22 protein-coding genes are annotated in these 22,232 nt (G+C 67.5%); 13 read left to right on the top strand and 9 right to left on the bottom strand.

Annotated features, from left to right (window positions below; genetic code table 11):
• Window positions 1-468 precede the first annotated feature (468 nt).
• Complete coding sequence (locus tag B5E42_RS12645) at window positions 469-1,863, bottom strand: NAD(P)/FAD-dependent oxidoreductase (RefSeq protein ID WP_087240181.1); 1,395 nt, start codon at window positions 1,861-1,863, stop codon at window positions 469-471.
• 186 nt (window positions 1,864-2,049) lie between these two features.
• Between B5E42_RS12645 and B5E42_RS12650 the strand changes: the two genes are divergently transcribed.
• The 3 genes from B5E42_RS12650 to B5E42_RS12660 all read left to right on the top strand — a co-directional run bounded on the left by B5E42_RS12650 (window position 2,050) and on the right by B5E42_RS12660 (window position 4,721).
• The gene (locus B5E42_RS12650) at window positions 2,050-2,541 is read left to right on the top strand and encodes a sigma-70 family RNA polymerase sigma factor (protein ID WP_087240183.1); all 492 of its coding nucleotides are present in this window, start codon (window positions 2,050-2,052) and stop codon (window positions 2,539-2,541) included.
• Window positions 2,513-3,460: a hypothetical protein gene (locus B5E42_RS12655; protein WP_087240186.1), complete on the top strand. Its 948-nt coding sequence runs from the start codon at window positions 2,513-2,515 to the stop codon at window positions 3,458-3,460. Before B5E42_RS12650 ends, B5E42_RS12655 begins: the two co-directional genes overlap by 29 nt.
• A gap of 202 nt (window positions 3,461-3,662) precedes the next feature.
• Window positions 3,663-4,721 carry an NAD(P)-dependent alcohol dehydrogenase gene (locus B5E42_RS12660; protein ID WP_087240188.1) on the top strand — a complete coding sequence of 353 codons (1,059 nt, stop codon included), beginning with the start codon at window positions 3,663-3,665 and terminating at the stop codon, window positions 4,719-4,721.
• Window positions 4,722-4,783: 62 nt separating this feature from the next.
• Here the strand turns inward: B5E42_RS12660 and B5E42_RS12665 are convergent, their stop codons facing one another.
• Window positions 4,784-5,881: an LCP family protein gene (locus B5E42_RS12665; RefSeq protein ID WP_242967127.1), complete on the bottom strand. Its 1,098-nt coding sequence runs from the start codon at window positions 5,879-5,881 to the stop codon at window positions 4,784-4,786.
• Between the two features lie 123 nt (window positions 5,882-6,004).
• Window positions 6,005-6,295, bottom strand: a complete 291-nt coding sequence (locus B5E42_RS12670) for a hypothetical protein (RefSeq protein WP_087240190.1) — start codon at window positions 6,293-6,295, stop codon at window positions 6,005-6,007.
• A gap of 157 nt (window positions 6,296-6,452) precedes the next feature.
• On the opposite strand from B5E42_RS12670, the gene B5E42_RS12675 reads away from it, so the two are divergent.
• From B5E42_RS12675 to B5E42_RS12710, 8 genes are all read left to right on the top strand, one after another.
• Entirely contained in the window at window positions 6,453-7,112 is a 660-nt protein-coding gene (locus tag B5E42_RS12675; protein WP_087240192.1) for a Crp/Fnr family transcriptional regulator, read from the top strand.
• A gap of 21 nt (window positions 7,113-7,133) precedes the next feature.
• A complete protein-coding gene (locus tag B5E42_RS12680) occupies window positions 7,134-8,219 on the top strand; it encodes an ABC transporter substrate-binding protein (RefSeq protein WP_087240194.1) in 1,086 nt (361 codons plus the stop codon).
• Window positions 8,194-8,994: an ABC transporter permease subunit gene (locus tag B5E42_RS12685; protein WP_242967128.1), complete on the top strand. Its 801-nt coding sequence runs from the start codon at window positions 8,194-8,196 to the stop codon at window positions 8,992-8,994. The genes B5E42_RS12680 and B5E42_RS12685 overlap by 26 nt, the downstream gene beginning before the upstream one ends.
• On the top strand, window positions 8,991-9,572 hold the full coding sequence (locus tag B5E42_RS12690; protein WP_087240196.1) for an ATP-binding cassette domain-containing protein: 582 nt from the start codon (window positions 8,991-8,993) through the stop codon (window positions 9,570-9,572). The genes B5E42_RS12685 and B5E42_RS12690 overlap by 4 nt, the downstream gene beginning before the upstream one ends.
• A 91-nt stretch (window positions 9,573-9,663) precedes the next feature.
• Window positions 9,664-10,191: a nitroreductase family protein gene (locus B5E42_RS12695; RefSeq protein ID WP_087240198.1), complete on the top strand. Its 528-nt coding sequence runs from the start codon at window positions 9,664-9,666 to the stop codon at window positions 10,189-10,191.
• 171 nt (window positions 10,192-10,362) lie between these two features.
• Window positions 10,363-11,673 carry a hypothetical protein gene (locus tag B5E42_RS12700; RefSeq protein ID WP_087240200.1) on the top strand — a complete coding sequence of 437 codons (1,311 nt, stop codon included), beginning with the start codon at window positions 10,363-10,365 and terminating at the stop codon, window positions 11,671-11,673.
• Window positions 11,674-11,691: 18 nt separating this feature from the next.
• On the top strand, window positions 11,692-12,216 hold the full coding sequence (locus tag B5E42_RS12705) for an S-layer homology domain-containing protein (protein ID WP_087240202.1): 525 nt from the start codon (window positions 11,692-11,694) through the stop codon (window positions 12,214-12,216).
• A gap of 54 nt (window positions 12,217-12,270) precedes the next feature.
• Window positions 12,271-13,746 (top strand): S-layer homology domain-containing protein, encoded by a 1,476-nt coding sequence (locus B5E42_RS12710; RefSeq protein WP_242967129.1) that lies wholly within the window; start codon window positions 12,271-12,273, stop codon window positions 13,744-13,746.
• A 267-nt stretch (window positions 13,747-14,013) separates the two neighbouring features.
• On the opposite strand, the gene B5E42_RS12715 is transcribed toward B5E42_RS12710, so the two are convergent.
• From B5E42_RS12715 to ybaK, 6 genes are all read right to left on the bottom strand, one after another.
• Window positions 14,014-14,481 (bottom strand): GNAT family N-acetyltransferase, encoded by a 468-nt coding sequence (locus B5E42_RS12715; protein WP_162613984.1) that lies wholly within the window; start codon window positions 14,479-14,481, stop codon window positions 14,014-14,016.
• Between the two features lie 68 nt (window positions 14,482-14,549).
• Window positions 14,550-14,876, bottom strand: coding sequence for a TIGR04076 family protein (locus tag B5E42_RS12720; protein ID WP_087240208.1), 327 nt, complete (start codon window positions 14,874-14,876; stop codon window positions 14,550-14,552).
• Complete coding sequence (locus B5E42_RS12725) at window positions 14,873-15,649, bottom strand: TIGR03915 family putative DNA repair protein (protein ID WP_087240210.1); 777 nt, start codon at window positions 15,647-15,649, stop codon at window positions 14,873-14,875. Before B5E42_RS12725 ends, B5E42_RS12720 begins: the two co-directional genes overlap by 4 nt.
• A gap of 127 nt (window positions 15,650-15,776) precedes the next feature.
• The gene (locus B5E42_RS12730) at window positions 15,777-17,033 is read right to left on the bottom strand and encodes a putative DNA modification/repair radical SAM protein (RefSeq protein ID WP_087240273.1); all 1,257 of its coding nucleotides are present in this window, start codon (window positions 17,031-17,033) and stop codon (window positions 15,777-15,779) included.
• Between the two features lie 308 nt (window positions 17,034-17,341).
• Entirely contained in the window at window positions 17,342-18,199 is an 858-nt protein-coding gene (locus B5E42_RS12735) for a DUF4358 domain-containing protein (RefSeq protein WP_087240212.1), read from the bottom strand.
• A gap of 75 nt (window positions 18,200-18,274) precedes the next feature.
• Window positions 18,275-18,751, bottom strand: a complete 477-nt coding sequence (gene ybaK / locus B5E42_RS12740) for a Cys-tRNA(Pro) deacylase (RefSeq protein ID WP_087240214.1) — start codon at window positions 18,749-18,751, stop codon at window positions 18,275-18,277.
• Window positions 18,752-18,994: 243 nt separating this feature from the next.
• Here ybaK and B5E42_RS12745 point away from each other — a divergent pair, with 243 nt between their 5' ends.
• Window positions 18,995-20,041 carry a M42 family metallopeptidase gene (locus B5E42_RS12745; RefSeq protein ID WP_087240216.1) on the top strand — a complete coding sequence of 349 codons (1,047 nt, stop codon included), beginning with the start codon at window positions 18,995-18,997 and terminating at the stop codon, window positions 20,039-20,041.
• 94 nt (window positions 20,042-20,135) lie between these two features.
• Window positions 20,136-22,211, top strand: a complete 2,076-nt coding sequence (gene recJ, locus B5E42_RS12750) for a single-stranded-DNA-specific exonuclease RecJ (protein ID WP_087240218.1) — start codon at window positions 20,136-20,138, stop codon at window positions 22,209-22,211.
• The last annotated feature ends 21 nt before the right edge of the window (window positions 22,212-22,232 follow it).

The raw sequence follows: 22,232 nt of genomic DNA on the forward strand, positions 1-22,232 counted from the left end.
GCCGGGGGTGTGCCCCCGGCACCCCCCAAAAACGGGGGCTCATGGCGGCGGTGGGTTGTACGGGCAGGGCAAAGACCGGGCGTGCATTGCCGCCCGCTCTCTTGACGCTTCTGTATACAGGCGCTGCCGCGCCTCGGGCGGCACGCATCGGGATTACCCTGCAAGCCTTGGGAGTGGTTGCGCTGTACCCACTTGGCCCGCCGGGCCGCCGTCGGCGCCATGCCTCCGAAATACCGGGGCGGCTGCTGTGGCTGGGAAACGGCGCGTCAAGGATGCCGCGCCCTACATCGTCGGCCCAAGCTACGGATCGTTCGCTTCCGGGCAAGCCCGAAAGCTCATTCCCTCCGCTGGGCCTCCTCTCCCCACGGCGACCACTCCGTTGGGTCGCCGCGGGGGCCCCAATTTTTACGCCCGTCCCGAGCCGAGGGGGCGTTACAGCGTAAGCCCCCCGGCCGGGCAGGCGCGTCCTTATTTCAGCCGGTTGAGGATCACCTGGGCCACCTTGACGCCGGAGGCGCCGGCCTGGGCCAGGCCCCGGGTGATGCCGGCGCCGTCGCCGGCGGCGAAGAAGCCGGGCAGGGCGGTCTCCAGCTCGCTGGACAGGGCCAGCCGGGCGGAGTAGAACTTGACCTCCGCGCCGTAGAGCAGGGTGTCATAGTTGGCGGTGCCGGGGGCCAGCTTGTCCAGCTGATAGATCATCTCGATGATGTCGTCCAGCTGCCGCTTGGGCAGGGCCAGGGACAGATCGCCGGGCACGGCGGCGGTGAGGGTGGGGCGGGTGAAGGACTTGCTCATGCGGTGCTCGTTGGTGCGCACGCCCTTCACCAGGTCGCCGAACCGCTGCACCAGCACGCCGCCGGCCAGCATGTTGGACAGGGAGGCGATGTGCTTGCCGTAGCGGTAGGGCTCGTTAAAGGGCTGGGTGAAGCGGTTGGACACCAGCAGGGCGAAGTTGGTGTTCTCGCTTCTCAGCTTGGGGTCGGAGTAGGAGTGGCCGTTGACGGTGTTGATGCCCTCCACGTTCTCGGCCACCACGTGGCCGTAGGGGTTCATGCAGAAGGTGCGCACCTGGTCGCCGTACTGCTTGGTGCGGTAGACCAGCTTGGACTCGTACACCACGTCGGTGATGTGCTCAAACACCTTGGCGGGCAGCTCCACCCGCACGCCGATGTCCACCTGGTTGTTGAGCAGTTCCAGCCCCAGCTCCTTGCACTGGTTGGCAAACCACTCCGCGCCGGAGCGGCCGGGGGCGGCGATGAGCCAGGTGCAGTCCACCTCGTCCCCCTTGTCGGTGATGAGGCGGTAGCCCTCCTTCCCCAGGTTCTCGATCTTCACCACCTGGGTGCGGAAGCGGAACTCGATGCCCTGGCGCACCTCCTCATAGATGCTCTGGAGTATGCGCAGGTTGTTCTCGGTGCCCAGGTGCTTGCACCGGGCCTGGAGCAGGTGCAGGTCGTACTCCAGGGCCTTCTTCTCCAGGGCCCTGGCCTCCGGGGTCTCGGTGGAGTAGACCTGGTCGGTGGCCCCGTGCTTCATGTTGATGGAGTCCACGTAGTCGATGAGCTCCATGACCTCCTTCTTGGGCATGAAGTCGGTGAGCCAGCCGCCGAAGGCGGTGGTGAAGTTGTACTTGCCGTCGGAGAAGGCGCCGGCGCCGCCAAAGCCGCACATGGTGTCGCACACCTTGCAGTGGATGCACTCCTTCACCTTGCCGGCAACGATGGGGCAGCTGCGGGTGTAGATGTCGGCCCCCTGATCCAGGGTGACCACCTTGAGGCCGGGGCTGCGGTGCATGAGCTCGTAGCCGGCGAAGATGCCGGCCTCGCCGCAGCCCAGAATGGCCACGTCATAGCGGGTATTCATGTGCGATCTCTCACTTTTCGTCGTATTTGGGACAGGGCTGGACACCCTCTCCCAGTATGGTATTATACCAAATGGCCCCCGGATTGACAACGCGCTTTTTGGGAAAAAGCGGACTTTCTCCGTCAGATCCGCCCCCGCTGAACCGTCTGATCAGTGTGGCCACAAACGACGAAAGGAGGCGCCGGGATGACCGAAGCGGAATTTCTCCCCCTGTTCGACCGATACCGCTCCATGGTGTACGGCCTGGCTCTCAGCTATACCCGCTCCCCCCAGGACGCGGAGGACATCTGCCAGGAGGTGTTCCTCACCCTGCTGGAAAAGCCCCCCGCCCCGGGGAAGGAGCGGCCCTGGCTGGCAAAGGTGACGGTAAACCGCTGCCGGGATCTGCTCGCCTCCCCCTGGAAAAAGCGGCGGGAGGAGGACGATACCGCCCTGGAGCGGCTCAGCTTCCAGGAGCCGGAGGAGGCCGGCCTCTTCGCCGCCCTGGGGGAGCTGGAGCCGGAATACCGGGCCCTGCTCCACCTGCGCTATTACGAGGGGTTCTCCGCGGCCGAGCTGGCGCGACAGTTCGGCACCACGGCCCCGGCCCTCTCCGCCCGGCTCTACCGGGCCAAACGACAACTGAGGAAGAAGCTGGAGGAACTCGGCTATGAAGAAGCTGTATCAAAAAACCTTTGAGCAGGCCCTGGCCCAGACCTATGCCCCCCCGGAGCAGGTGGAGGCCCAGCGCTCCGCTCTGGCCTCCCGCTGTTCCCAACCAAAATCGGAGGTAACTGCCATGACTGCCAAACCCAGACGCCCCATCCGCATCCTCATCACCGCCGCCGTTGTGGCCGCCGCCCTCACCGCGGGGGCCCTGGCCGCCTCCGGCGTCCTCAGCCGCATCACTTTCCACACCGGCGCCACCATCGAGTACGGCGTCAACGAGGATGGCACCGAATACTCCACCGTCTCTGGCACCAGTTTGGATGAGTCCTATCCTGTGGAGGTTCGGAACGACCGAGCATGGTTCACCACGGAGACCGGGGAGGAGCTGGACATCACCGGGCAATTTTCCGAGACCGAGCCCTATGTCTACTCCTATGTAGATGAGGGCGGCCTTACCCACGACATCGTGGTGGGCGGCACGCTGGAGAGCTTCGGGCTTTTCGAATATCTCTATGACGAGGGGGGCGGCTACACCGCCAGTACGGGCTATCTGCCCCCGGAGTCCCCGGCCTACCCCGCCTGGCGGGCCGCCTATGAGGCAGAGCACGGCATCCCCGCCCCCAGCGGCGGCGAGCCCGTGGAGCAGGATTCCAGCAGCGGCCTAATCTGGCTGGATCCCCAGCTCGCGGTGGAGGACGGTAAAGTCCTGCTGACGGTGGGCGGCGAAACGACGGACATCACCGGCCGGTTCAGCGAGAGTGAGGCCTATGTCCGTACCGACGAGGGTGTCGACGGGAGCACCCACGTGATTCTGGTGGGCGGCACGGCGACGGAGCCCCACACCGCGGAGTTTGTTGTGGAGGCGGACGGAACCTGGACTTGCTCCACCGACGCCCCGGAAGACAGCGCCTGGCTCACCAGCTATATCGAGGCCAATCTGTCCCGCTGACCGTGTTTTTATTCTCAAAACAGAGCCCCCGGCGGTCTGATCCGCCGGGGGCTCTGTCCTGCCTTTCCCTGCTTTATACTAGCAGTATAAAAATTTAACATATAATTTCAATTTTTATATTGACTTTTCAGTTTAAGTATGATAGGTTATGTGCACAACTGAACCAGACAGTTCAGAGATATAGAAAGGACGTGACGGAGCCATGAAAGGATTTGCAATGCTCGGGATCGGAAAGACCGGCTGGATTGAGAAGGACGCACCCACCTGCGGCCCGCTGGACGCGCTGGTGAAGCCCCTGGCCGTGTCCCCCTGCACCTCGGACGTACACACGGTCTGGGAGGGCGCCATCGGCGACCGCCACGACATGATCCTCGGCCACGAGGCCGTGGGCGAGGTGGTGGAGGTGGGCGCGCTGGTGAAGGACTTCAAACCCGGCGACCGGGTCATCGTCCCCGCCATCACCCCCGACTGGGGCGCGCTGGAGTCCCAGGCCGGCTACTCCATGCACTCCGGCGGCATGCTGGCGGGGTGGAAGTTCTCCAACTTCAAGGACGGCGTGTTCGGCGAGCTGTTCCACGTCAACGAGGCCGACGCCAACCTGGCCCTGCTGCCCCCCGACATCGACATGGCCGCGGCGGTGATGCTCAGCGACATGGTGCCCACCGGCTTTCACGGCGTGGAGCTGGCCGACGTGCAGTTCGGCGACGACGTGTGCGTCATCGGCATCGGCCCGGTGGGCCTGATGGCGGTGGCGGGCGCGGCCCTGCGGGGCGCCGCCCACCTGTACGCCGTGGGCTCCCGCCCCGACTGCGCCGCCCTGGCCCGGGAGTACGGCGCCACCGACATCATCAACTACAGAGAGGGCGACATTGTGGAGCAGATCATGGCCCTCACCCACGGCAAGGGCGTGGACAGGGTGGTGGTGGCCGGCGGCGACACGGAGAACACCTTCGTGCAGGCCATCACCATGCTCAAGCCCGGCGGGCGCATCGGCAACGTCAACTACCTGGGCTCCGGCGACTATGTGCGCATTCCCCGGGTGGAGTGGGGCTGCGGCATGGGCCACAAGGTCATCGCCGGCGGCCTGATGCCCGGCGGACGCCGCCGCATGGAGAAGCTGGCCGCCCTGCTGTCCACCAGGCGGCTGGATCCCGGCAAGATGCTCACCCACCGCTTCAACGGCTTTGAGCACATGGAGGAGGCCCTCATGCTCATGAAGGACAAGCCCCGCGACCTGATCAAGCCCGTGGTCATTCTCTGAGCCCGCAGCGCGAAACCGCCCCGCCCCGGAAAAATCCGGGGCGGGGCGCTGATTGCTTCGCTTCACTTCTGGAAGATGTTCAGATCGTCGGCGGTCATGGGCTCGTCTAAGGGGTTGATGAGGCTGTTCACCGTCTCCAGGGCGGCCTCCGGATCCAGCTGGTAGCAGGAGCCCCAGCGGTAGCCGCTGCTGTCCACGTAGTACACGTTCTCCCCCTCCAGGGTGGCGCTGGAGAAGCCGGAGGAGAAGTCCAGGCCCAGGGCGGGCTGGGCGAACCACAGCACCTCGCCGAACTCCAGATCGGTGTCCACGTACTCCAGGAACAGCTCCACATAGGCGTTGAGCTTCTGGGGGTTGGACAGGGCCTTTTTCAGGATGGCGGAGATGAGCTGCTGCTGGGTGCGGGTGCGGCCGATGTCCCCGTCGGGATAGGCCAGGTAGACGTTGTCGGGGTAGGAGCCGGGGCCGTCGGAGTTGTTGCGGCACCGGGCCACCTTGAGCACATCCTCCCCGTCCAGGTGCTGCATCCCCGCCTCGTAGTGGATGTGGAGATCCTGGGTCGGGTCGTCGTAGGACATGCGCACCGGCACGTCGAAGTCGATGCCCCCCAGCTCATCCACCAGGGCCACAAAGCCCTCCACATCCACGGTGATGTAGTAGTCGATGGGCACGCCCAGCAGGTCGGTGACCGTCTCGGCCAGGGCCTCCGGCCCCTTGTGGTACACCGAGTTGATCTTCCCGCCCTCCAGCAGGGTGTCCCGGGGGACGGAGACGATGCCCACGGTCTGCGCCTCGGTGTCGTAGGCGGCCACCATGATGGTGTCGGCGTTGCCGCTGGACTGGTCGCTGGCCGCCAGCAGGAAGGTATAGGTACCCGGACGCCGCTGCCGCCCCGGGTCGGCGGACTGCTCGGGGGAGAGGCTGCCCGACGGGTTCTCCTGGGCGGGCGGCTCCGGCTCCCGGGCCTGCTCCGGCTTTTTGGCGGCCAGGCGGTAGGCGCAGAAGAGCACCACAATGACCGCGGACAGGGCCACCAGGATACGGTAAAAAATCTTCCACGCCCGGCGGGCGGGGGAGACGCGGGGTTTTTTCCGGAGCCGGCTGGGCGGCTCCCGGCGGGTGGGTTCTTGGCGGCTCGGAACACGGCGGCGTTGGGCCACGGGCGTGCGCCCCCTTCTCTCTTCGGTAAAATTATGTCAACAAGCACCCACTAGTATACAAAATCGGACGGCATCTGGCAAGGGGGAGTTTGCAACCTTCACATTTATGTAAGATCTCCCGGGCTACAGCCGGCTCTGGATGCTGAGCACCGCGGCGGTGAGGCCGTTCACCGCCGACAGCAGCTCCAGCAGCAGCTGGTTCTGACAGGCCAGCTCCTCCAGCACCCTGTCCAGCGCCTCCGCCCCCGGCGGGGACGGGCAGTCCGCCGGACAGGGGATGGGGTGGGGGTGGCGCTTCATGGGCTCCTCCTCCGGGGCGCGGGCGCCCCCCAGCCGCTCCAGGGCCAGCTGCCGCCCCTGGGCGAGAATGGCCTGGGCCGCCGCCTGGGCCCGCTGCTCTTGACACGCTGCCATGGCGTATCCCTCCTTCCGTTTTGCCCCATCCTATGCCCCGGGCGCCCCGTCTGCGCCCCGCCGGGGCGGAATTGGGGCAAACCGGCCCTTGACATTTTACCAGAACGTGGTACACTAACTGTACCATTTGAGACAAAAATCGGAGGTGACAGCGGCCATGGACAGCCGGGAGAGCACGGAGCGCACCCTGCTGGCGGGCACCTTCCTGTTCCGGGGCGCCCCCCGGGAGGCGGTGGAGCTGGCCCGCACCGACCCCCGCGCCCTCCGGCGGCGGGCGGCCCGGGGGGAGGTGCTCTACGACCCCCGCCACTTCCAGCGCAGCCTGGGGGTGGTGCTGGAGGGGCGCATTCAGGTGAACAAGGGCCCCCTGATCATGAACGTGCTGGGGCCGGGGGAACTGTTCGGCGCCGCCGCCCTGTTCAACGACCGGCCGGACTACGCCACCACCCTCACCGCCCGCACCCCCTGCCGGGTGCTCCTGCTGCCCCAGGCGCTGGTGGAGGAGCTGATGGGCCGCTTCCCGGAGGTGTGCCGCAGCTATGTGGCCTACCTGTCCGAGCGCATCCGGTTTCTCAGTGGCAAGATCGACGCCCTCACCGCCGGCAGCGCCGAGCGGAAGGTGGCCCAGTACCTGCTCTCCCGCCTGGACGGGGAGTGGGCGGAGCTGGACTGCTCCGCCACCGGCCTGGCCCAGCGGCTGGGGGTGAGCCGGGCCTCCCTCTACCGGGCGCTGGACGCCCTGGAGGCGCGGGGCGCGGTGCGCCGGGCGGGGAAGCGGTTCCGCATACCGGATCCCGCCGCCCTGGAATCCTGTTAGAACAGAAAGGAAGAGGAAACTATGACACGCAAGCTGCTTGCACTGACCCTGAGCCTGGCCCTGGCGCTGGGCCTGGCCGCCTGCTCCACCCAGGCCCCGGCGGAGGACACCGCCCCGCCGGAGAGCACCGCGCCTGCTGCGGAGACCCAGACCCCGCCCGCTGAGACCGCCGTCCCCTATCAGACCATTCGCCTGGGCCTGCTCAGCGGCCCCACCGGCATGGGGGCCGCCAAGATGCTCTCCGACAGCGACGCGGCCTACGCCCAGATCGAGGACGGCACCTACGACCCGTCCAACGGCACCCTGCTGCGCTATGAGGTGACCCTGGGCTCCGACCCCGCCAACGACATCATGCCCAGGCTGACCAACGGGGAACTGGACATCGCCGCCATCCCCACCAACCTGGCCGCCACCCTCTACAACCGCACCGACGGCGGCATAAAGCTGCTGGCCCTCAACACCCTGGGGGTGCTCCACATCCTGGAGAACGGCGACACGGTGAACAGCCTGGCGGATCTGGAGGGCCGCACCCTCTACGCCACCGGCCAGGGCTCCAACCCCGAGTACGTCCTCAACTACCTGCTGGAGGCAAACGGCCTGGATCCCGCCGCCGATGTGGACATCCAGTGGCTGGCCAGTGAGGAGCTCACCGCCCGCATGGCCTCCGGCGACATCGACCTGTGCATGCTCCCCGTGCCCGCCGCCACCACCGTCATGATGCAGAACAGCGACGTGCGGGACGCCATCGACCTCAACGACGCCTGGACGGAATCCGGCGCCCAGGGCACCTTTACCATGGGCTGCCTGGTGGCCCGCACCGAGTGGCTGGAGGACAACAGCGAGCTGGTGCCCGGGATCCTGGCCGAGTACGCCGCCTCCATCGACTACGCCAACAGCAATCCGGAGGATGCCGCCGCCCTCATCGAGCAGTACGGCATCGTCCCCAAGGCCGCGGTGGCCCAGGCCGCCATCCCCCAGGCCAACATGGTGTGCGTCACCGGCGAGGACATGAAGGGCATCGCCGACTACTACCAGGTGCTCTTTGACGCCGACCCCACTTCGATCGGAGGAGCGATCCCCGGTGAGGACTTCTACTACATCCCGTAATCTAACAGCGAGGAAAATCCTCCGCGTTGTCATACCCCTGGCCTTCTGGCTGGGGGTATGGCAGCTTGCGGCCGTCTGGGTGGACACGGTGTACCAGCCCGGGCGGGGCTACCTGCTGCTGCCCGCCCCCACGCTGGTGGCGGGGCGGCTGGCCGCCCTCATGGGTGAGCCCGCCTTCTGGCAGGCCGCCGCCGTCAGCCTGGGCCGCATCTTCGGCGGCTTTGCCCTGGGGGCCGCTGCCGGGACGGCAATCGCGGTGCTCACCGCCGCCCTCCCCTGGGCGGACTGGCTGCTGGGCCCGGCGGTGAAGGTGATCCGGGCCATCCCCGTGGCCTCCTTCATTGTGCTGGTGCTGCTGTGGGCCCCCACCACCAGCTCCGTGCCCGCCATCGTCTCCGCCCTCATGGTGCTGCCGGTGGTGTGGGGCAATGTGGGCCGCGGCATCGGGGAGACCGACCCCCTGCTGCTGGAGGCTGCCCGGGCCTACCGCTTCGGCCGGGGAAAGACCCTCCGGCTGGTGTATGTGCCGTCGGTGCTGCCCTACTTCGCCAGCGGCTGTGCCACCGCCCTGGGCCTGGCCTGGAAGGCCGGGGTGGCCGCCGAGGTGCTGTGCCAGCCCCGGCTGGCCATCGGTACCCGGCTCTACCGGGCCAAGATCACCCTGGAGACCCCCGACGTGTTCGCCTGGACGGTGGTGGTTATCGCCCTGAGCTTCCTGCTGGAGGTGGCCCTGGGGGCCGCCCTCCGGCGGCTGGGAAGGGGGCGGAAGGCGTGATATCCGTCCGGAATATTACCGTCTGTTTTGGGGAGAAGGCGGTGCTGAACCGCTTCTCCCTGGAGCTGCCGGCGGAGGGGATCACCGCCCTGTCCGGCCCCTCCGGCTGCGGCAAGACCACCCTGCTGCGGGTGCTGGCGGGCCTCCAGCCTGTGGAGGGCGGCACGGTGTCCGTGCCGGAGCGGCCCACGCTCCTGTTCCAGGAGAACCGCCTGCTGCCCTGGCGCACGGTGGAGCAGCACATCACCGACGTGCTCCCCCGCGCCCGCCGGGGGGAGGCCCCCCGCTGGCTGGAGCTGGCGGAGCTGGAGGGGGAGGAGAAGTCCTGCCCCGGGCAGCTCTCCGGCGGCATGGGCCGGCGGCTGGCCCTGGCCCGGGCCCTGGCCTGCGGCGGGGGGCTCTACCTGCTGGACGAGCCCTTCACCGGCGTGGACGCCGGGCGGGCCGCCCGGATGCTGGCCCGGGTGCGGGCGCTGGGGGTGCCGGTGGTGCTCTCCAGCCACGAGGCGGAGATCCTGGCCCTGTGCGACCGGGTGATCCCCCTGGACGGCCCGCCCCTGCGGGTGACAGGCCCCTGACAAAAACAGGGATTTCCCTTTTCTCCCTTTTGTGCTATCATAAAGGAAAATCCCGGCGGCCATTCCGCCGCAGCGAAAGGAAGGGCACAGCATGAACACGGAAGCACTCAAGCTATTGAAGGAGCGGCGCAGCTGCCGCAGCTACAAGCCGGAGCAGATCACCGACGCCGAGCTGGACGCGGTGCTGGAGGCGGGCACCTACGCCCCCACCGCCAACGGCAGGCAGTCCCCCATCATCGTGGCGGTACAAAATCCGGAGGCCATCGCGCAGCTCCGGAGGATGAACGCCGGCATCATGGGCAATCCGGAGGCCGACCCCTTCTACGGGGCCCCCACGGTGCTGGTCGTCCTGGCCGGGCTGGACAACCCCAACCGGGTGTATGACGGCAGCTGCGTCATGGACAACCTGCTCAACGCCGCCGAGGCGGTGGGCCTGGGCTCCTGCTGGATCCACCGGGCCCGGGAGGAGTTTGAGAGCGACGAGGGCAGGGCCCTGCTGAAGCAGTGGGGCATCGAGGGCGCCTACGAGGGCATCGGCCACTGCATCCTGGGCTACCGGGCCGACGCCAGGCCGGAGCCCGCCCCCCGCAAGGCCGATTATATCTACCGCGTCCGGTAAGGCCACAGAGGCAGGCGCGCCGCGAAGAACCGCGGCGCGCCTTTTTTGTAAAGTTCTACAAAATTGATTGCAACAGGACGGCCAAAGTGCTACACTTTAGGGGAGATTCCTTCGCTTCCGGAAGAAATCCGGCCCCGGGGGCGGAGGGCATGCAAAAAGGAGGAATTCCGTATGCGCAGCACACCCCGATGGCGGCGTCTGGGCGCCTTGGCCTGCGCGGCGGCGCTGGTGCTGTCCCTGGTGCCGGGGACGGCGGCGGCGGCCGGGCCGGCCCAAAGCCGCAACATCCACAAGAACGACTACACCACCTGGAGCAGGCCGGTGACCTCGTACCTGTACGAACACAACGGCGGCCTGACCCGGGTGGAGTACACCGGCGGGCAGATCGTGGTGGAGGACTATGACAGCTCCTTCGCCCTCCAGTCCAGCCGCACGGTGCCCATGGAGCTGTCCATCTGGGGCGGCTTTTTCGCCGGGGAGGACTACAACTTCCTGATCTTCGGCCAGTCCAACCCCTCCGAGAGCGACAGCGCCGAGGTCATCCGGGTGGTCAAGTACGACAAGGACTGGAACCGCCTGGGGCAGGCCAGCCTGCGGGGGGCCAACACCACCGTGCCCTTCGACGCTGGCAGCCTGCGGTGCGACGAGTACGGCGGCTACCTCTACCTCCGCACCAGCCATGAGATGTACACCAGCGACGACGGCCTCAACCACCAGTCCAACCTGACCATGGCGGTGCGGCAGAGCGACATGTCCATCACCGACTCCTATTACGACGTGATGAACATCTCCTACGGCTATGTGAGCCACTCCTTCAACCAGTTCGTCCTCGTGGATGAGGACGGCCGCCTGGTGGCCCTGGATCACGGCGACGCCTACCCCCGGAGCGTGGTGTTCACCAAGTACTACGCCGACGCGGGCACGGGCAGGTTCACCGGCTCCCGCTACGGCCAGTGGTGCAGCTACGGCGACATGCTGGAGTTCGCCGGGGCCACAGGGGCCAACGCCACCGGCGGCTCGGTGGGCGGCCTGGCGGAGACCCGTGACTGCTACATCATGGCCTACAGCTACAACGGCACGGGCCAGGGCAGCGGCGACCGGTATCCCTACTACCACTATATGGACAAGGCCAGCGGCCGGAGCTGGCAGGTGCAGATCAACCTGCCCGGCTGCACCACCCCCGTGCTGGCCCCCACCGGCCTGGACGGCGGCTACATGCTGTGGAACGGCAAGAGCGGCTCCACCGTCAGCGACACCCTCTACTACCTGGCCTACTCCGCCGACGGGCAGCCCGGCCAGTACCAGACCGCACAGGCCCCCCTGTCTGACTGCCAGCCCATCCCCTGGGGGGACGGCGTGGTGTGGTACGTCACCGACGGCGGCGCCCCACCTTCTACACCCTGGACGGCAGCGGCGTCACCGCCCATCCCGCCGGCGCGTCGGCTCGGAGCCCACCCCGACCCCGAGCCTGACCCCAGCTAGGCCGCCTCCTTCACCGACGTGCCCGCCTCCGCGTGGTACGCCGAGTACGCCGGTACGGCGGCCTCCGCCGGGCTGATGAACGGCACCGGCTCCAACCGGTTCAGCCCCAGCCAGACCCTGAGCGTGGCCGAGGTGGTCACCCTGGCCGCCCGGCTCTGTGCCGGGGGGGCGGGGGAGACCGTTCCCGCCTTCGGTTCCGGCCAGCCCTGGTACCGGGGGGCCTACGACTACTGTGTGGACAGCGGCCTGTTCACCGCGGCCGAGGTGCCCCTCTCCGCCATGAACAGCCCGGCCACCCGCTTCCAGATGGTGGACATCCTGGATCGGGCGGTGCCCGACAGCGAGAAGGCCGCCATCCACAGCGATGTCACCGTGCCCGACCTGGCCCAGTCCGCCCCCTACGGCGGCGTGGTGTACCGGTGGTACCGGGCTGGCATCACCCAGGGCGACCAGAACGGCAATTTCAACGGCAGCTCCCACATCACCCGGGCCGAGACGGCGGCCATCCTGTGCCGCCTGGCCGGCCTGGCGGAGCGGGTGTAAAAAAGCGCAAACGCAGAGACGGAACTAGAGACAGGGAGATGGATGGACATGCACATGAAACAGAGAATCGGCGCACTGCTGACGGCGGGCCTGGTGGCCCTGCCCCTGGCCGTGCCCGCCCGGGCGGCGGCGTACACCGACCTGCCCGAGAGCCACTGGGCCTATGAGACCATGAGCCGGGCCGCCGGCCTGGGGATCCTCCAGGGCACCGGCGGCGGGGCCATGAACCCCTCCGGCGCCCTGAGCTGGGGGCAGTTCCTGGCCATGACGGCCCGCACCTTCGCCCCCGGCGCCTACGACGCCGCTGTGGCGGACGGGGAGGCCTGGGATCAGGCGGGCTACACCGCCGCGGTGGAGGCCCGCCTGCTGCGGGAGCGGGACGGCCTGCCCGTGTCCTACGACAGCCTGGGGCAGCCGGTGACCCGGCAGGACGCCGCCGTGGTGCTGGCCCGGGCCCTGCCGGAAGCGGACAGCTACTACGACTGGAGCTGGGAGGAGCCGGTGGATCCCGCCGCCCTCACCGACTGGGGGCAGATGGATGAGCTGCACCAGGAGGCGGTGGCCGCCCTGGCGGAGCAGCACATCATCACCGGCAAGGCCGACGGCTCCTTCGGCTGTGCCGATACCCTCCAGCGGGCCGACGGAGCCACCCTGATCGTCCGGGCGCTGGAAAAGGTGGACGCCAGCCGCAGCGGGGAGGAGAAGACCGTCACCATCCGCGCGGTGGACAGCACCACCGGCCAGGCCATCCTGCCCGACCAGACCATGGAGCTGACGGTGAACGCCGCCCTGTCCGTGGTGGCCAACGAGCTGGATGTGGGCTACTACAGCTACGACTATACCGGCCAGAGCGTGGACGCGGTGAGCACCGCCTGCGACACCTACACCCTCGCCTTCACCCCCATGACGGACAGCGAGATCCAGGAGGCGCAGTTCTGGGAGCAGGTGGAGCAGGGCACCGCCACCTGGGACGACTACTATCTCCAGGACTTCTGGCTCACATACCAGGGAGAGAACCCCCGCAAGTGCCTGCTCCTCTTCGGCGACCAGAACAAGCGGCGCTTTGCCAACGAGGCGGAGGCCCAGGCGGCCATGACCACGGTGATCATCCCGGTGTGGAAGCTGGTGAACGGCCAGAAGGCGGCCTCCACCATGAGCCTCTCCGTCCACAGCGCCATCGCCCAGGACGTGGTGGAGATCTTCACCGAGATCTACAACGACCCGGAGCAGTTCCCCATCCACGACGTGGGCGGCTACTCCTGGCGGGGGGACACCGCCACCGGCGAGCACAACTGCGGCACCGCCATCGACATCAACGCCAACGAGAACTACCAAATCCGCGACGGCCAGATTGAGGCCGGCAGCTGCTGGGAGCCGGGCACCAACCCCTATTCCATCGCCCCCGGCTCCTCCGTGGTGCGCATCTTCGCCGAGCACGGCTGGAGCTGGGGCGGAGACGCCTGGGCCTACAGCAGCGACGACTCCGAGGGCTACCACGACTATATGCACTTCTCCTATCTGGGCGAGTAACGCCGCCCCGGCGGACAAAAAAGGGGGCTGATTCCATCTGGAATCAGCCCCCACAGCCTGTCGAAAAACCCTCCCCGAAGGAAAGCCTCGCAGAGTTCGCGCCCGCAGGCGCGAATGAAGTCAAATCCGTTTTCAGCCGCGACATGTGCGCGGCTGAAAACACTTCTCGGCCCACAAGTGTGAGGCTTGGCCACTTATAGGGGGCAAACCTTGCGCGCAGTGGGCCGCAGTCTTTTCAAAAAAGCGGCCTGGCCGCTTTTTTGACAGTCACAGGGGATAGCGGTAGATCTTCTCCGTGTGGCCATGGCCCACCGGGGCGTCTCCCACAAACTCCCAGCCGGTCTTTTCGTAGTAGTCCTCCAGCTCGGTGATCAGGTAGAGCCAGTCATAGCGGCCCAGCGCCCGGGCCGCCTCGATGCTGGCGCGCTGAAGCGCCTGCCCGATGTGCCGGTTGCGGAACGCGGGATCCACGTACAGCACCGCCATCCAGGGGGAGAGATCCTGCCGGGTCTTGCAGTCGTTGCGCCACAGGGCCACCGTCCCCGCCGCCTGCCCGTTCCAGAGGGCCACCAGCTGCTGGGGCACCGTGTCCCGCAGCATGGAGTGGCGGGTGCGGAAGATGATCTCCTCCAGGGTGTAGCCGTCGGCCCTGGCCCACTCCTCCCACAGCCAGCGGGAGACCTGTTCGGTGTGCTCCGGCGCGTCCGCCAGATTGAGAATTTGCAGCTCGTCCATGTTGAAAACCTCCAGCCTGTATTTGCCTTTGGGATCACCCTGATTATAAGCCCGTCCCCGCGCCCCCGTCAAGGCGCCGACGCAGACTGCTCTTCGGCCTCCAGCAGGAAGGTGACAGGCCGCAGGCCGTCGGTACAGCATACCACACTGGCGCCGTCCTGCTTTTGCCAGGGTGTGTAGGTGGCGCCGCAGGAGAGGGCGGACACAGAGCGGTAGATGTCGATCCAGGCCCAGGGGCAGAAGCCCGCCGGCATCTCCGCCCCGCCGGTATAGAAAAATGTATCCCCCTCCTGAAAGAAATCACAGACGCACTCCTCCGGCGGCTCGGACAGATGCGCCCGGATCAGATCGGGGTAGAACCCCTTGCGCAGCACGGTAATCCTGACCTTTTTCATGGCGTGAGCTCCTTTCTCTCCGCTTCTTCTCTCTGAAATTCCGTCATGGTGCCCCAGTACCGCTTGGGCATCTGGGTCATGCGGCACCTGGGGTTGTACCGGCCCTCGATGGCGATGGTGTCGTAGAACCGCCGCCACAGCCGGCGGTACTGCCGCTCCGCCTCCCCCGGCGCGCCGGGGCGGAAGTCCTCCGCCGGCACGATGGCCCAGTTTCCCGGCCGGTGGAGCAGAACCTCCTGGTGGGTGCGGTCGTGGAGGACGAAGTTCTCGCCGGGGTAGCGGGCGCAGAAGTGGGGCCGCAGCAGGGGGAGCACCCGGTTCTTGGGTTCAATCTCCCCCACCAGCACCCCGTCAAGCTCGGAGAAGCGGGTGAAGCCCTTCAGCAGGTGGGCCTCCCCGGTCAGGTGCTGTACCGCCTTCCACACTGCGGCCACCCGCTCGTCTGCCAGGCCCCGGGTGAACCCGGGCCCCAGCTGGTAGCCCAGCCGCAGGAAGCGCCACAGGTGGAGCTCCTTCTCCTCCAGGCAGGTGAGAAAGCCCTGCACCACCAGCCGCTTCCCCTCCGCCCCCAGCTTTTTGTCCAGGGACTGGTATACCCGCCGGGCCCTGGCCTGGTCTGTCCCGATGTGCCGCTCCGGCCACAGGGTGAGCCGCCCGTCCTCCGGGGTGGAGAAGCTCATGGGCTCCTCCCGGCTGGCGTAGCTGTCAAACACGCAGGTGAGAAATCCGGCGAAGCTGCCGTCGTACACATAGGAGACCTGTGTCCAGCTCACCTCTAAACACCTCCGGTAATTGACAATTGATAATTGAGAATGGGGGAGCGTGTCGACGCCCTGCGCGGATCATCTGAACCTACCGGGGCCTCGTCCCCGGAAATTATCAATTATCCATTCTCAATTATCAATTAAACAGGGACAGCTGCTCCGGCTCATGGCCCGCCAGGGCGGGCCTCTCCAGGGCCACCAGGTGGCGGAGCACCCCATCCGGGTTCACCCGCAGGCCCTCCAGCATCCGTCCGGAGCAGGTGAGGAAGTACTGGGCCCGCTTGAGCACCACCCCCAGGGTTTTGAGGCCCGAGAAGGTGAGGGGCCCCACCCGCCGGGCGGTGAGGATGCGCCGGGCGGAGCGCACCCCGATGCCGGGCACCCGCAGCAGGGTCTCGTAATCGGCCCGGTTGACCTCCACCGGGAAAAACTCCAGGTGGCGCAGGGCCCAGGAGCACTTGGGATCCACCCGGGGGTCGAAGTTGGGGGCCGTGTCGTCCAGCAGCTCCTCCGCCCGGAAGTGGTAGAACCGCAGCAGCCAGTCCGCCTGGTACAGCCGGTGCTCCCGCAGCAGGGGCGGCTTGAAATCCGCCCGGGCGGGGAGGAGGGCGCTGTCCGACACCGGCATATAGGCGGAGTAGAACACCCGCTTGAGCTTGTACTTGTCGTAGAGGGCCTGGGTCAGCGTCAGGATGTGCCTGTCGCTCTCCGGCGTGGCGCCGATGATCATCTGGGTGGACTGGCCCGCCGGGGCAAACCGGGGGGCGTGGCGGTATTTGGCCAGCTCGCCGCGGCTCTCCCGGATGCCGTCCCGGATCTGGGCCATGGGGGCCAGGATGGCCCCCTTTTCCTTGTCGGGACACAGGCGGCTGAGGCTGGCCTCGCTGGGCAGCTCGATGTTGACGCTCAGCCGGTCGGCCAGCAGCCCCAGCCGCCGGGTGAGGAGGGGATCGGCCCCGGGGATGGCCTTGGCGTGGATGTAGCCATAGAAGCCGTACTCCTCCCGCAGGAGCCGGAGGGTCTCGATCATGGCCTCGGTGGTGCGGTCGGGGCCGCCCCACACGGCGGAGGAGAGGAACAGCCCCTCGATGTAGTTGCGCCGGTAGAAGGCGATGGTGAGCTCCGCCAGCTCCCGGGGGGTGAAGGCCGCCCTCGGCAGGTCGTTGGAGCGGCGGTTGACGCAGTAGGCGCAGTCGTAGGCGCAGCGGTTGGTCAGCAGCACCTTCAGCAGGGTGACGCACCGGCCGTCGGCGGAGAAGGTGTGGCAGCAGCCGGCGGCCATGGTGCTGCCCACCCCGCCGGGCCGGGCGGAGCGATCCAGCCCGCTGGAGGTGCAGGCCGCGTCGTACTTGGCCGCGTCGGCCAGGATGGTCAGCTTGTCCAGCAGCTCCACGCCGCTTTCCCCCCTCCCGTTTTTCTCCATTATAACTCGAACATACGTTCTGGTCAAGGGCAAAAAACGCGCCCGATCCCTCCGGGGATCGGGCGCTCAGGCTGTCGAAAAAGTGGCGAAGCCACTTTTTCGAGAAAGATTGCATGGCGGAAGGGCCTCGATTTCTTGCGAAATTGTCGCCCCTTCCACCATGAGAAGTGTCATTTCCGACGCACATGTCGCCGGAAATGACGGATTTTCATTTGATTCCTGCGGCTGCGGCCGCAGGAACTCTGCGAGGCTTTTTCGACACGCTGCGTGGTCTGGGCTCAGGCCTGGGTCTGGGCCTCCACATAGGCGTGGAAGGCCGCCTCGCCGGCGTCGGCGTCCTCGGCGATCAGGTAGAAGGCGTAGCCGTTCTCCACCAGGATCCGGGCGTCCTCCACCTTGGGCAGGTTCTGGGACAGATACCAGGAGAAGGTGTCGTGCTGGGCCTGGCGGTGGGCATCCAGGGCGGCCTTCACGGCCTCCTCGTCGGCGCCCTCGGCCAGCTTGCCGAGCACCAGGGTGTCGGGGGTGGTGTTCATGGAGGTGAAGGCGATGACCTGCTCAAAGGAGCCCTCGGGCAGCTGGAAGGCCTGCTCGGCCTCGCTGCCCTCGGTGCGCATGGCGTAGGCCATGCCGCTGTCCTCCATGATCTGGTAGGCGGCCTTCACCATGGGGTCGTTGTTGGGGGTGGTGATGTCGATGTGGTTCACGTCCAGCTCGGGGTTCAGGTTCACCGTGTAGCCCTCCCAGCCGTCAAACACGTCGGCGGAGACAAAGGTGACGCCGCCCACCACGGCCACGCCGTCCACCTCCACGGGGGCGTCGTTGACGGTGACGCTGTTGTCGGTGAAGGACACGGTGATCCGGTTGTCGCCGAAGTAGAACCAGCTCTCGTTGTTCTCCTCGTCCCAGTAGGCGGAGCCGTGGTCGGCCTCGGCCAGCAGGCGCAGGGGGAGCAGGGTGCCGCCCTCCACGCCGGGGATGCCGGTGAGATCCAGGGTCTCGCCGTTGAGCACCAGGGCGGTGCCGTAGCCGGTGTCGGCGGAGATGGGCACGGCGGTCTCCTCCGCCGCCAGGGCGGGGACGGTCATGGAGCCGGCCAGGGCAAGCGTCAGGGCAAGGGTACCGATTTTCTTCATTTCCATTCTCCTTCTGTGTTGGGGTAAGCAGTCTCTTAGACGGCGCGGCCCGGAAAAAGTTCCCGCTTTTTTTGATTATTTTGCCACCGGGGCGAATTTCCCCCGGATCAGGCCGCACAGGGCCGCCGGGGCGAGCTCCACCTGGGCGCCGATCTTTCCGGCGCTGACCACGATGGTGTCCAGGCCCTCCACGCTCTCGTCCAGCACGGTGGGAAACTGCTTCTTCATCCCCACCGGGGAGCAGCCCCCGTGGACGTAGCCGGTGAGGGGGAGCAGCTGGGCCTGTTTGAGCATCTCGATGGACTTCTCCCCCGCCGCCCGGGCCGCCGCCTTGAGATCCAGCTCCCTTCCCACGGGGATGACGAACACGTGGTATTTTTTGCTGGCCCCCTGGGTCACCAGGGTCTTGCACACGCAGGAGGGATCCCGGTCAATGAGGGCGGCCACGCTCACCCCGTCCACCGCCCCGTCGGGGTGGGCGTAGTGGTGGGGGGTGTAGGCCACCTTTTTCTGGTCTAAAATCCGCATTACGTTGGTTTTTTCCTCCGCCATGGTTGCATCGCTCCCGTGATCTGGTATAAGATATATCGTAGGCTGGTTTGTCGAAACCCCCTCCAAGCCGCAGGGTTCGGAGGGAAAGATCGTGTGAAAGAAAACCGTCAGGGTTTTCTTTCGCGTGCAATCAAACGACTTTCTGAACCCGCAGAAAAGGGTTCAGAAAGTCCGGCAGCTTGTCCCAAAGGGCTTTGGCCCTCTGGGCAAGCTGATCATACTACAAAAGAGGAGCGGATGCAAATGCTGAATCTGAATATCGACGAGGGGCGGGGGCAGCTCTTTAACATTGCCCAGCGGCTGCTGGCCATCGACAGCCCCAGCGGCTACACCGAACAGGCGGCCCGGGAGGTGGAGCAGATCGCCCGGGATCACAGCTACCCCACCCGCCGCACCAACAAGGGCAGCGTGATCGTGTCGGTGCCCGGCCGGGAGAAGGGGAAGAAGCTCGGCCTGTGCGCCCACATCGACACCCTGGGGCTGATGGTGCGCTCCATCACCGCCGACGGCATGCTGATGACCACCAGAATCGGCGGGCCCATCCTGCCCACCCTGGATGGGGAGTACTGCCGCATCCGCACCCGGGAGGGGAAGGTGTACACCGGCACCATCCTGTCTCTATCCCCGGCGGCCCACGTGTTTGACGACGTGCTCACCCGCCCCCGGGACGAGAAGAACCTGGCGGTGCGCATCGACGAGAAGGTGCGCACCCGGGAGGATGTGGAGGCCCTGGGCATCTGCGCCGGCGACTTCGTGTGCATCGACCCCAAGACGGAGGTGACGGAGAGCGGCTTCCTCAAGTCCCGCTTCATCGACGACAAGGGCAACGCCGCCTGCCTGCTGACCCTGCTGCGGCTGATGCACTTCAACGGCCTGCGCCCCCGGTACGACACGGAGGTGTGCTTCACCGTCCACGAGGAGGTGGGCCACGGCGGCGCCACCCTGCCGGCGGTGGACGAGCTGCTGGCGGTGGACATGGGCTGCGTGGGGGACGATCTGAGCTGCACCGAGTACCAGGTGTCCATCTGCGCCAAGGACAACAACGGCCCCTATGACTACGGCATGGTGACCCGGCTGGTGGAGCTGGCAAAGGCCAACGGGGTGGACTACGCCGTGGACATCTACCCCCACTACGGCTCCGACGTGGCGGCGGCCTGGCACGCCGGGATGGACGCCCGGGGCGCCCTGATCGGCCCCGGCGTCCACGCCTCCCACGGCATGGAGCGCACCCACTACGACGGGCTGAAGGCCGCCATGGAGCTGACGGCCCTCTATCTGGAGCTGGCGTAGGGGAGCGCACCGCGCCCCGCCTCTTGTCACAGGAGCAAAGTTTTGATATAATTAAGGGTAATTTTGAGATATCCGAAAGGGGGCGGGCGGAGCGATGAAATATCAGGAGTGGCGCACGGCCGCCTGCGCCCCCGCCGCCCGGCGCTCCATGGAGCGGGCGGGGGTGCCGCCCCTGGCGGCCCTGACCCTGTGCGCCCGGGGGCTGGACACGGTGGAGAAGGCCCGCTCCTTCCTGGACGCCGGCCGGGGCCAGCTGCTGGAGCCCCGTCTGATGAAGGACATGGACGCGGCGGCGGCCCGGGTGCGGAGGGCCCTGGAGCAGGGGGAGCAGATCGCGGTCTACGGCGACTACGACGTGGACGGCATCACCGCCACCTGCCTGCTCACCGACTTCCTCCGCTCGGAGGGGGGCGAGGTGGTGCCCTACATCCCCGACCGGATGGAGGAGGGCTACGGCCTCAACCGGGAGGCGGTGGCCGCCCTCCACGCCCAGGGGGTGGGGCTGATCATCACGGTGGACTGCGGCATCACCGCCGTGGAGGAGGCCGCCTATGCCGCCGCCCTGGGGGTAGACGTGGTGATCACCGACCACCACGAGTGCAAGGAGGCCCTGCCCGCCGCCCTGGCGGTGGTGGATCCCCGGCGGCCCGACTGCCCCTACCCCTTCAAGTGCCTGGCCGGGGTGGGGGTTGCCCTCAAGCTGGTGCTGGCCCTGGGCGGGCCGGAGCGGCGGGAGGAGCTGCTGCGGAAATACGCCGATCTGGCGGCCATCGGCACGGTGGCCGACGTGATGAGCCTGACGGGGGAGAACCGCACCATCGTGCGCCTGGGGCTGGCGGAGCTGCGCCGCACCCGGCGGCCCGGCCTGAAGGCCCTGCTCCGCGAGGCGGGGCTGGAGGAGAAGCCCCTGACCTCCACGTCGGTGGGGTACACCCTGGCCCCCCGCATCAACGCCTCCGGCCGGATGGGCTGCGCCGCCCTGGCCGGCGAGCTGCTCCTCACGGGGGATCCCGTCCGGGGGGAGGAGCTGGCCCGCCAGCTGTGCACCCTCAACCGGGAGCGGCAGGCCATTGAGGCCGGGATCTACGCCCAGTGTCTGGAGCGTGCGGACGCCCTGCCGCGGTCGCGGCGGCACGCCCTGGTGCTCGCCGGCGAGCACTGGCACCAGGGGGTGGTGGGCATCGTGGCCTCCCGCCTGGCGGAGAAGTACGCCTGTCCCGCCTTCATGATCTGCCTGCAGGACGGGAAGGGGAAGGGCTCCTGCCGCTCCTTCGCCGGGTTCAACCTGTTCGCCGCGCTGGAGCACTGCGCCCCCCTGCTGGAGGGCTTCGGCGGCCACGCCCTGGCGGCGGGCTTCACCATCAAAGAGGAGAATATCCCCGCCTTTGCCGCCGCCATGAACGACTATGTCAGCGCCGCCACCGGCGGGCGGGAGATGGTCTCGGTGCTGGACGTGGACGGGGAGCTGGACGACCCCGGCCTGCTCACCCTGGAGGGGGTGGAGGGGCTGGATCTCCTGGAGCCCTACGGCGCCGGCAACCCCAAGCCGGTGTTCTCCCTGTCGGGCTGCCTCATCTCCGCCATGAGCGGGGTGGGGGGCGGCCGGCACCTGAAGCTGAAGCTGTCCGCCGGGGGCCGCTCCCTGGATGCCATCTTCTTCTCCGCCACCGCGGCGGAGGCGGGCGTGGAGGTGGGCGACCGGGTGGACGTGGCCTTCACCCCCCAGATTAACGAGTACCGGGGGTGGCGGAGCGTGCAGCTCCAGCTGTGCGATCTCCGCCCCGCCCTCACCCGGGCCCAGGCCGAGCGGGCCCTGTATGAGAAGTTCCGCCGGGGGGAGGCCCTCACCCGGCAGGAGGCGGAGTCCCTGCTGCCCACCCGGGAGGAGTTCGTGGTGCTGTGGCGCTACCTGAAGGGCCACGCGAACCAGGCCCCCCTGGACGCCACCGCCCCCCGCCTGGCCCGCAGCATCGCCCGCTCCGCCGGCCGGCGGGAGACCGTCATGCGCACCCTGGTGTGCCTGGAGGTCTTCGACGAGCGGGGGCTCATCCGCATGGAGCGCACCACCGACCACCTGCACATCGCCCTGCGGCCGGTGGAGGGGAAGGTGGATCTGGACGACTCGTCCATCCTGCGCGCCCTGCGGCGCATCATCCATTCCAACGAGTAGGCCGTGCCGGCCCGCCCGTTG

This window comes from Flavonifractor sp. An10 (genome assembly GCF_002161215.1).
GTDB lineage: Bacteria > Bacillota > Clostridia > Oscillospirales > Oscillospiraceae > Flavonifractor > Flavonifractor avistercoris.

Coding starts and splice junctions, on each gene's coding strand:
- B5E42_RS12645 (WP_087240181.1), bottom strand. CDS start 1,863: ATGAATACCCGCTATGACGTGGCCATTCTGGGCTGCGGCGAGGCCGGC.
- B5E42_RS12650 (WP_087240183.1), top strand. CDS start 2,050: ATGACCGAAGCGGAATTTCTCCCCCTGTTCGACCGATACCGCTCCATG.
- B5E42_RS12655 (WP_087240186.1), top strand. CDS start 2,513: ATGAAGAAGCTGTATCAAAAAACCTTTGAGCAGGCCCTGGCCCAGACC.
- B5E42_RS12660 (WP_087240188.1), top strand. CDS start 3,663: ATGAAAGGATTTGCAATGCTCGGGATCGGAAAGACCGGCTGGATTGAG.
- B5E42_RS12670 (WP_087240190.1), bottom strand. CDS start 6,295: ATGGCAGCGTGTCAAGAGCAGCGGGCCCAGGCGGCGGCCCAGGCCATT.
- B5E42_RS12675 (WP_087240192.1), top strand. CDS start 6,453: ATGGACAGCCGGGAGAGCACGGAGCGCACCCTGCTGGCGGGCACCTTC.
- B5E42_RS12680 (WP_087240194.1), top strand. CDS start 7,134: ATGACACGCAAGCTGCTTGCACTGACCCTGAGCCTGGCCCTGGCGCTG.
- B5E42_RS12695 (WP_087240198.1), top strand. CDS start 9,664: ATGAACACGGAAGCACTCAAGCTATTGAAGGAGCGGCGCAGCTGCCGC.
- B5E42_RS12700 (WP_087240200.1), top strand. CDS start 10,363: ATGCGCAGCACACCCCGATGGCGGCGTCTGGGCGCCTTGGCCTGCGCG.
- B5E42_RS12710 (WP_242967129.1), top strand. CDS start 12,271: ATGAAACAGAGAATCGGCGCACTGCTGACGGCGGGCCTGGTGGCCCTG.
- B5E42_RS12715 (WP_162613984.1), bottom strand. CDS start 14,481: ATGGACGAGCTGCAAATTCTCAATCTGGCGGACGCGCCGGAGCACACC.
- B5E42_RS12720 (WP_087240208.1), bottom strand. CDS start 14,876: ATGAAAAAGGTCAGGATTACCGTGCTGCGCAAGGGGTTCTACCCCGAT.
- B5E42_RS12735 (WP_087240212.1), bottom strand. CDS start 18,199: ATGAAGAAAATCGGTACCCTTGCCCTGACGCTTGCCCTGGCCGGCTCC.
- ybaK (WP_087240214.1), bottom strand. CDS start 18,751: ATGGCGGAGGAAAAAACCAACGTAATGCGGATTTTAGACCAGAAAAAG.
- B5E42_RS12745 (WP_087240216.1), top strand. CDS start 18,995: ATGCTGAATCTGAATATCGACGAGGGGCGGGGGCAGCTCTTTAACATT.
- recJ (WP_087240218.1), top strand. CDS start 20,136: ATGAAATATCAGGAGTGGCGCACGGCCGCCTGCGCCCCCGCCGCCCGG.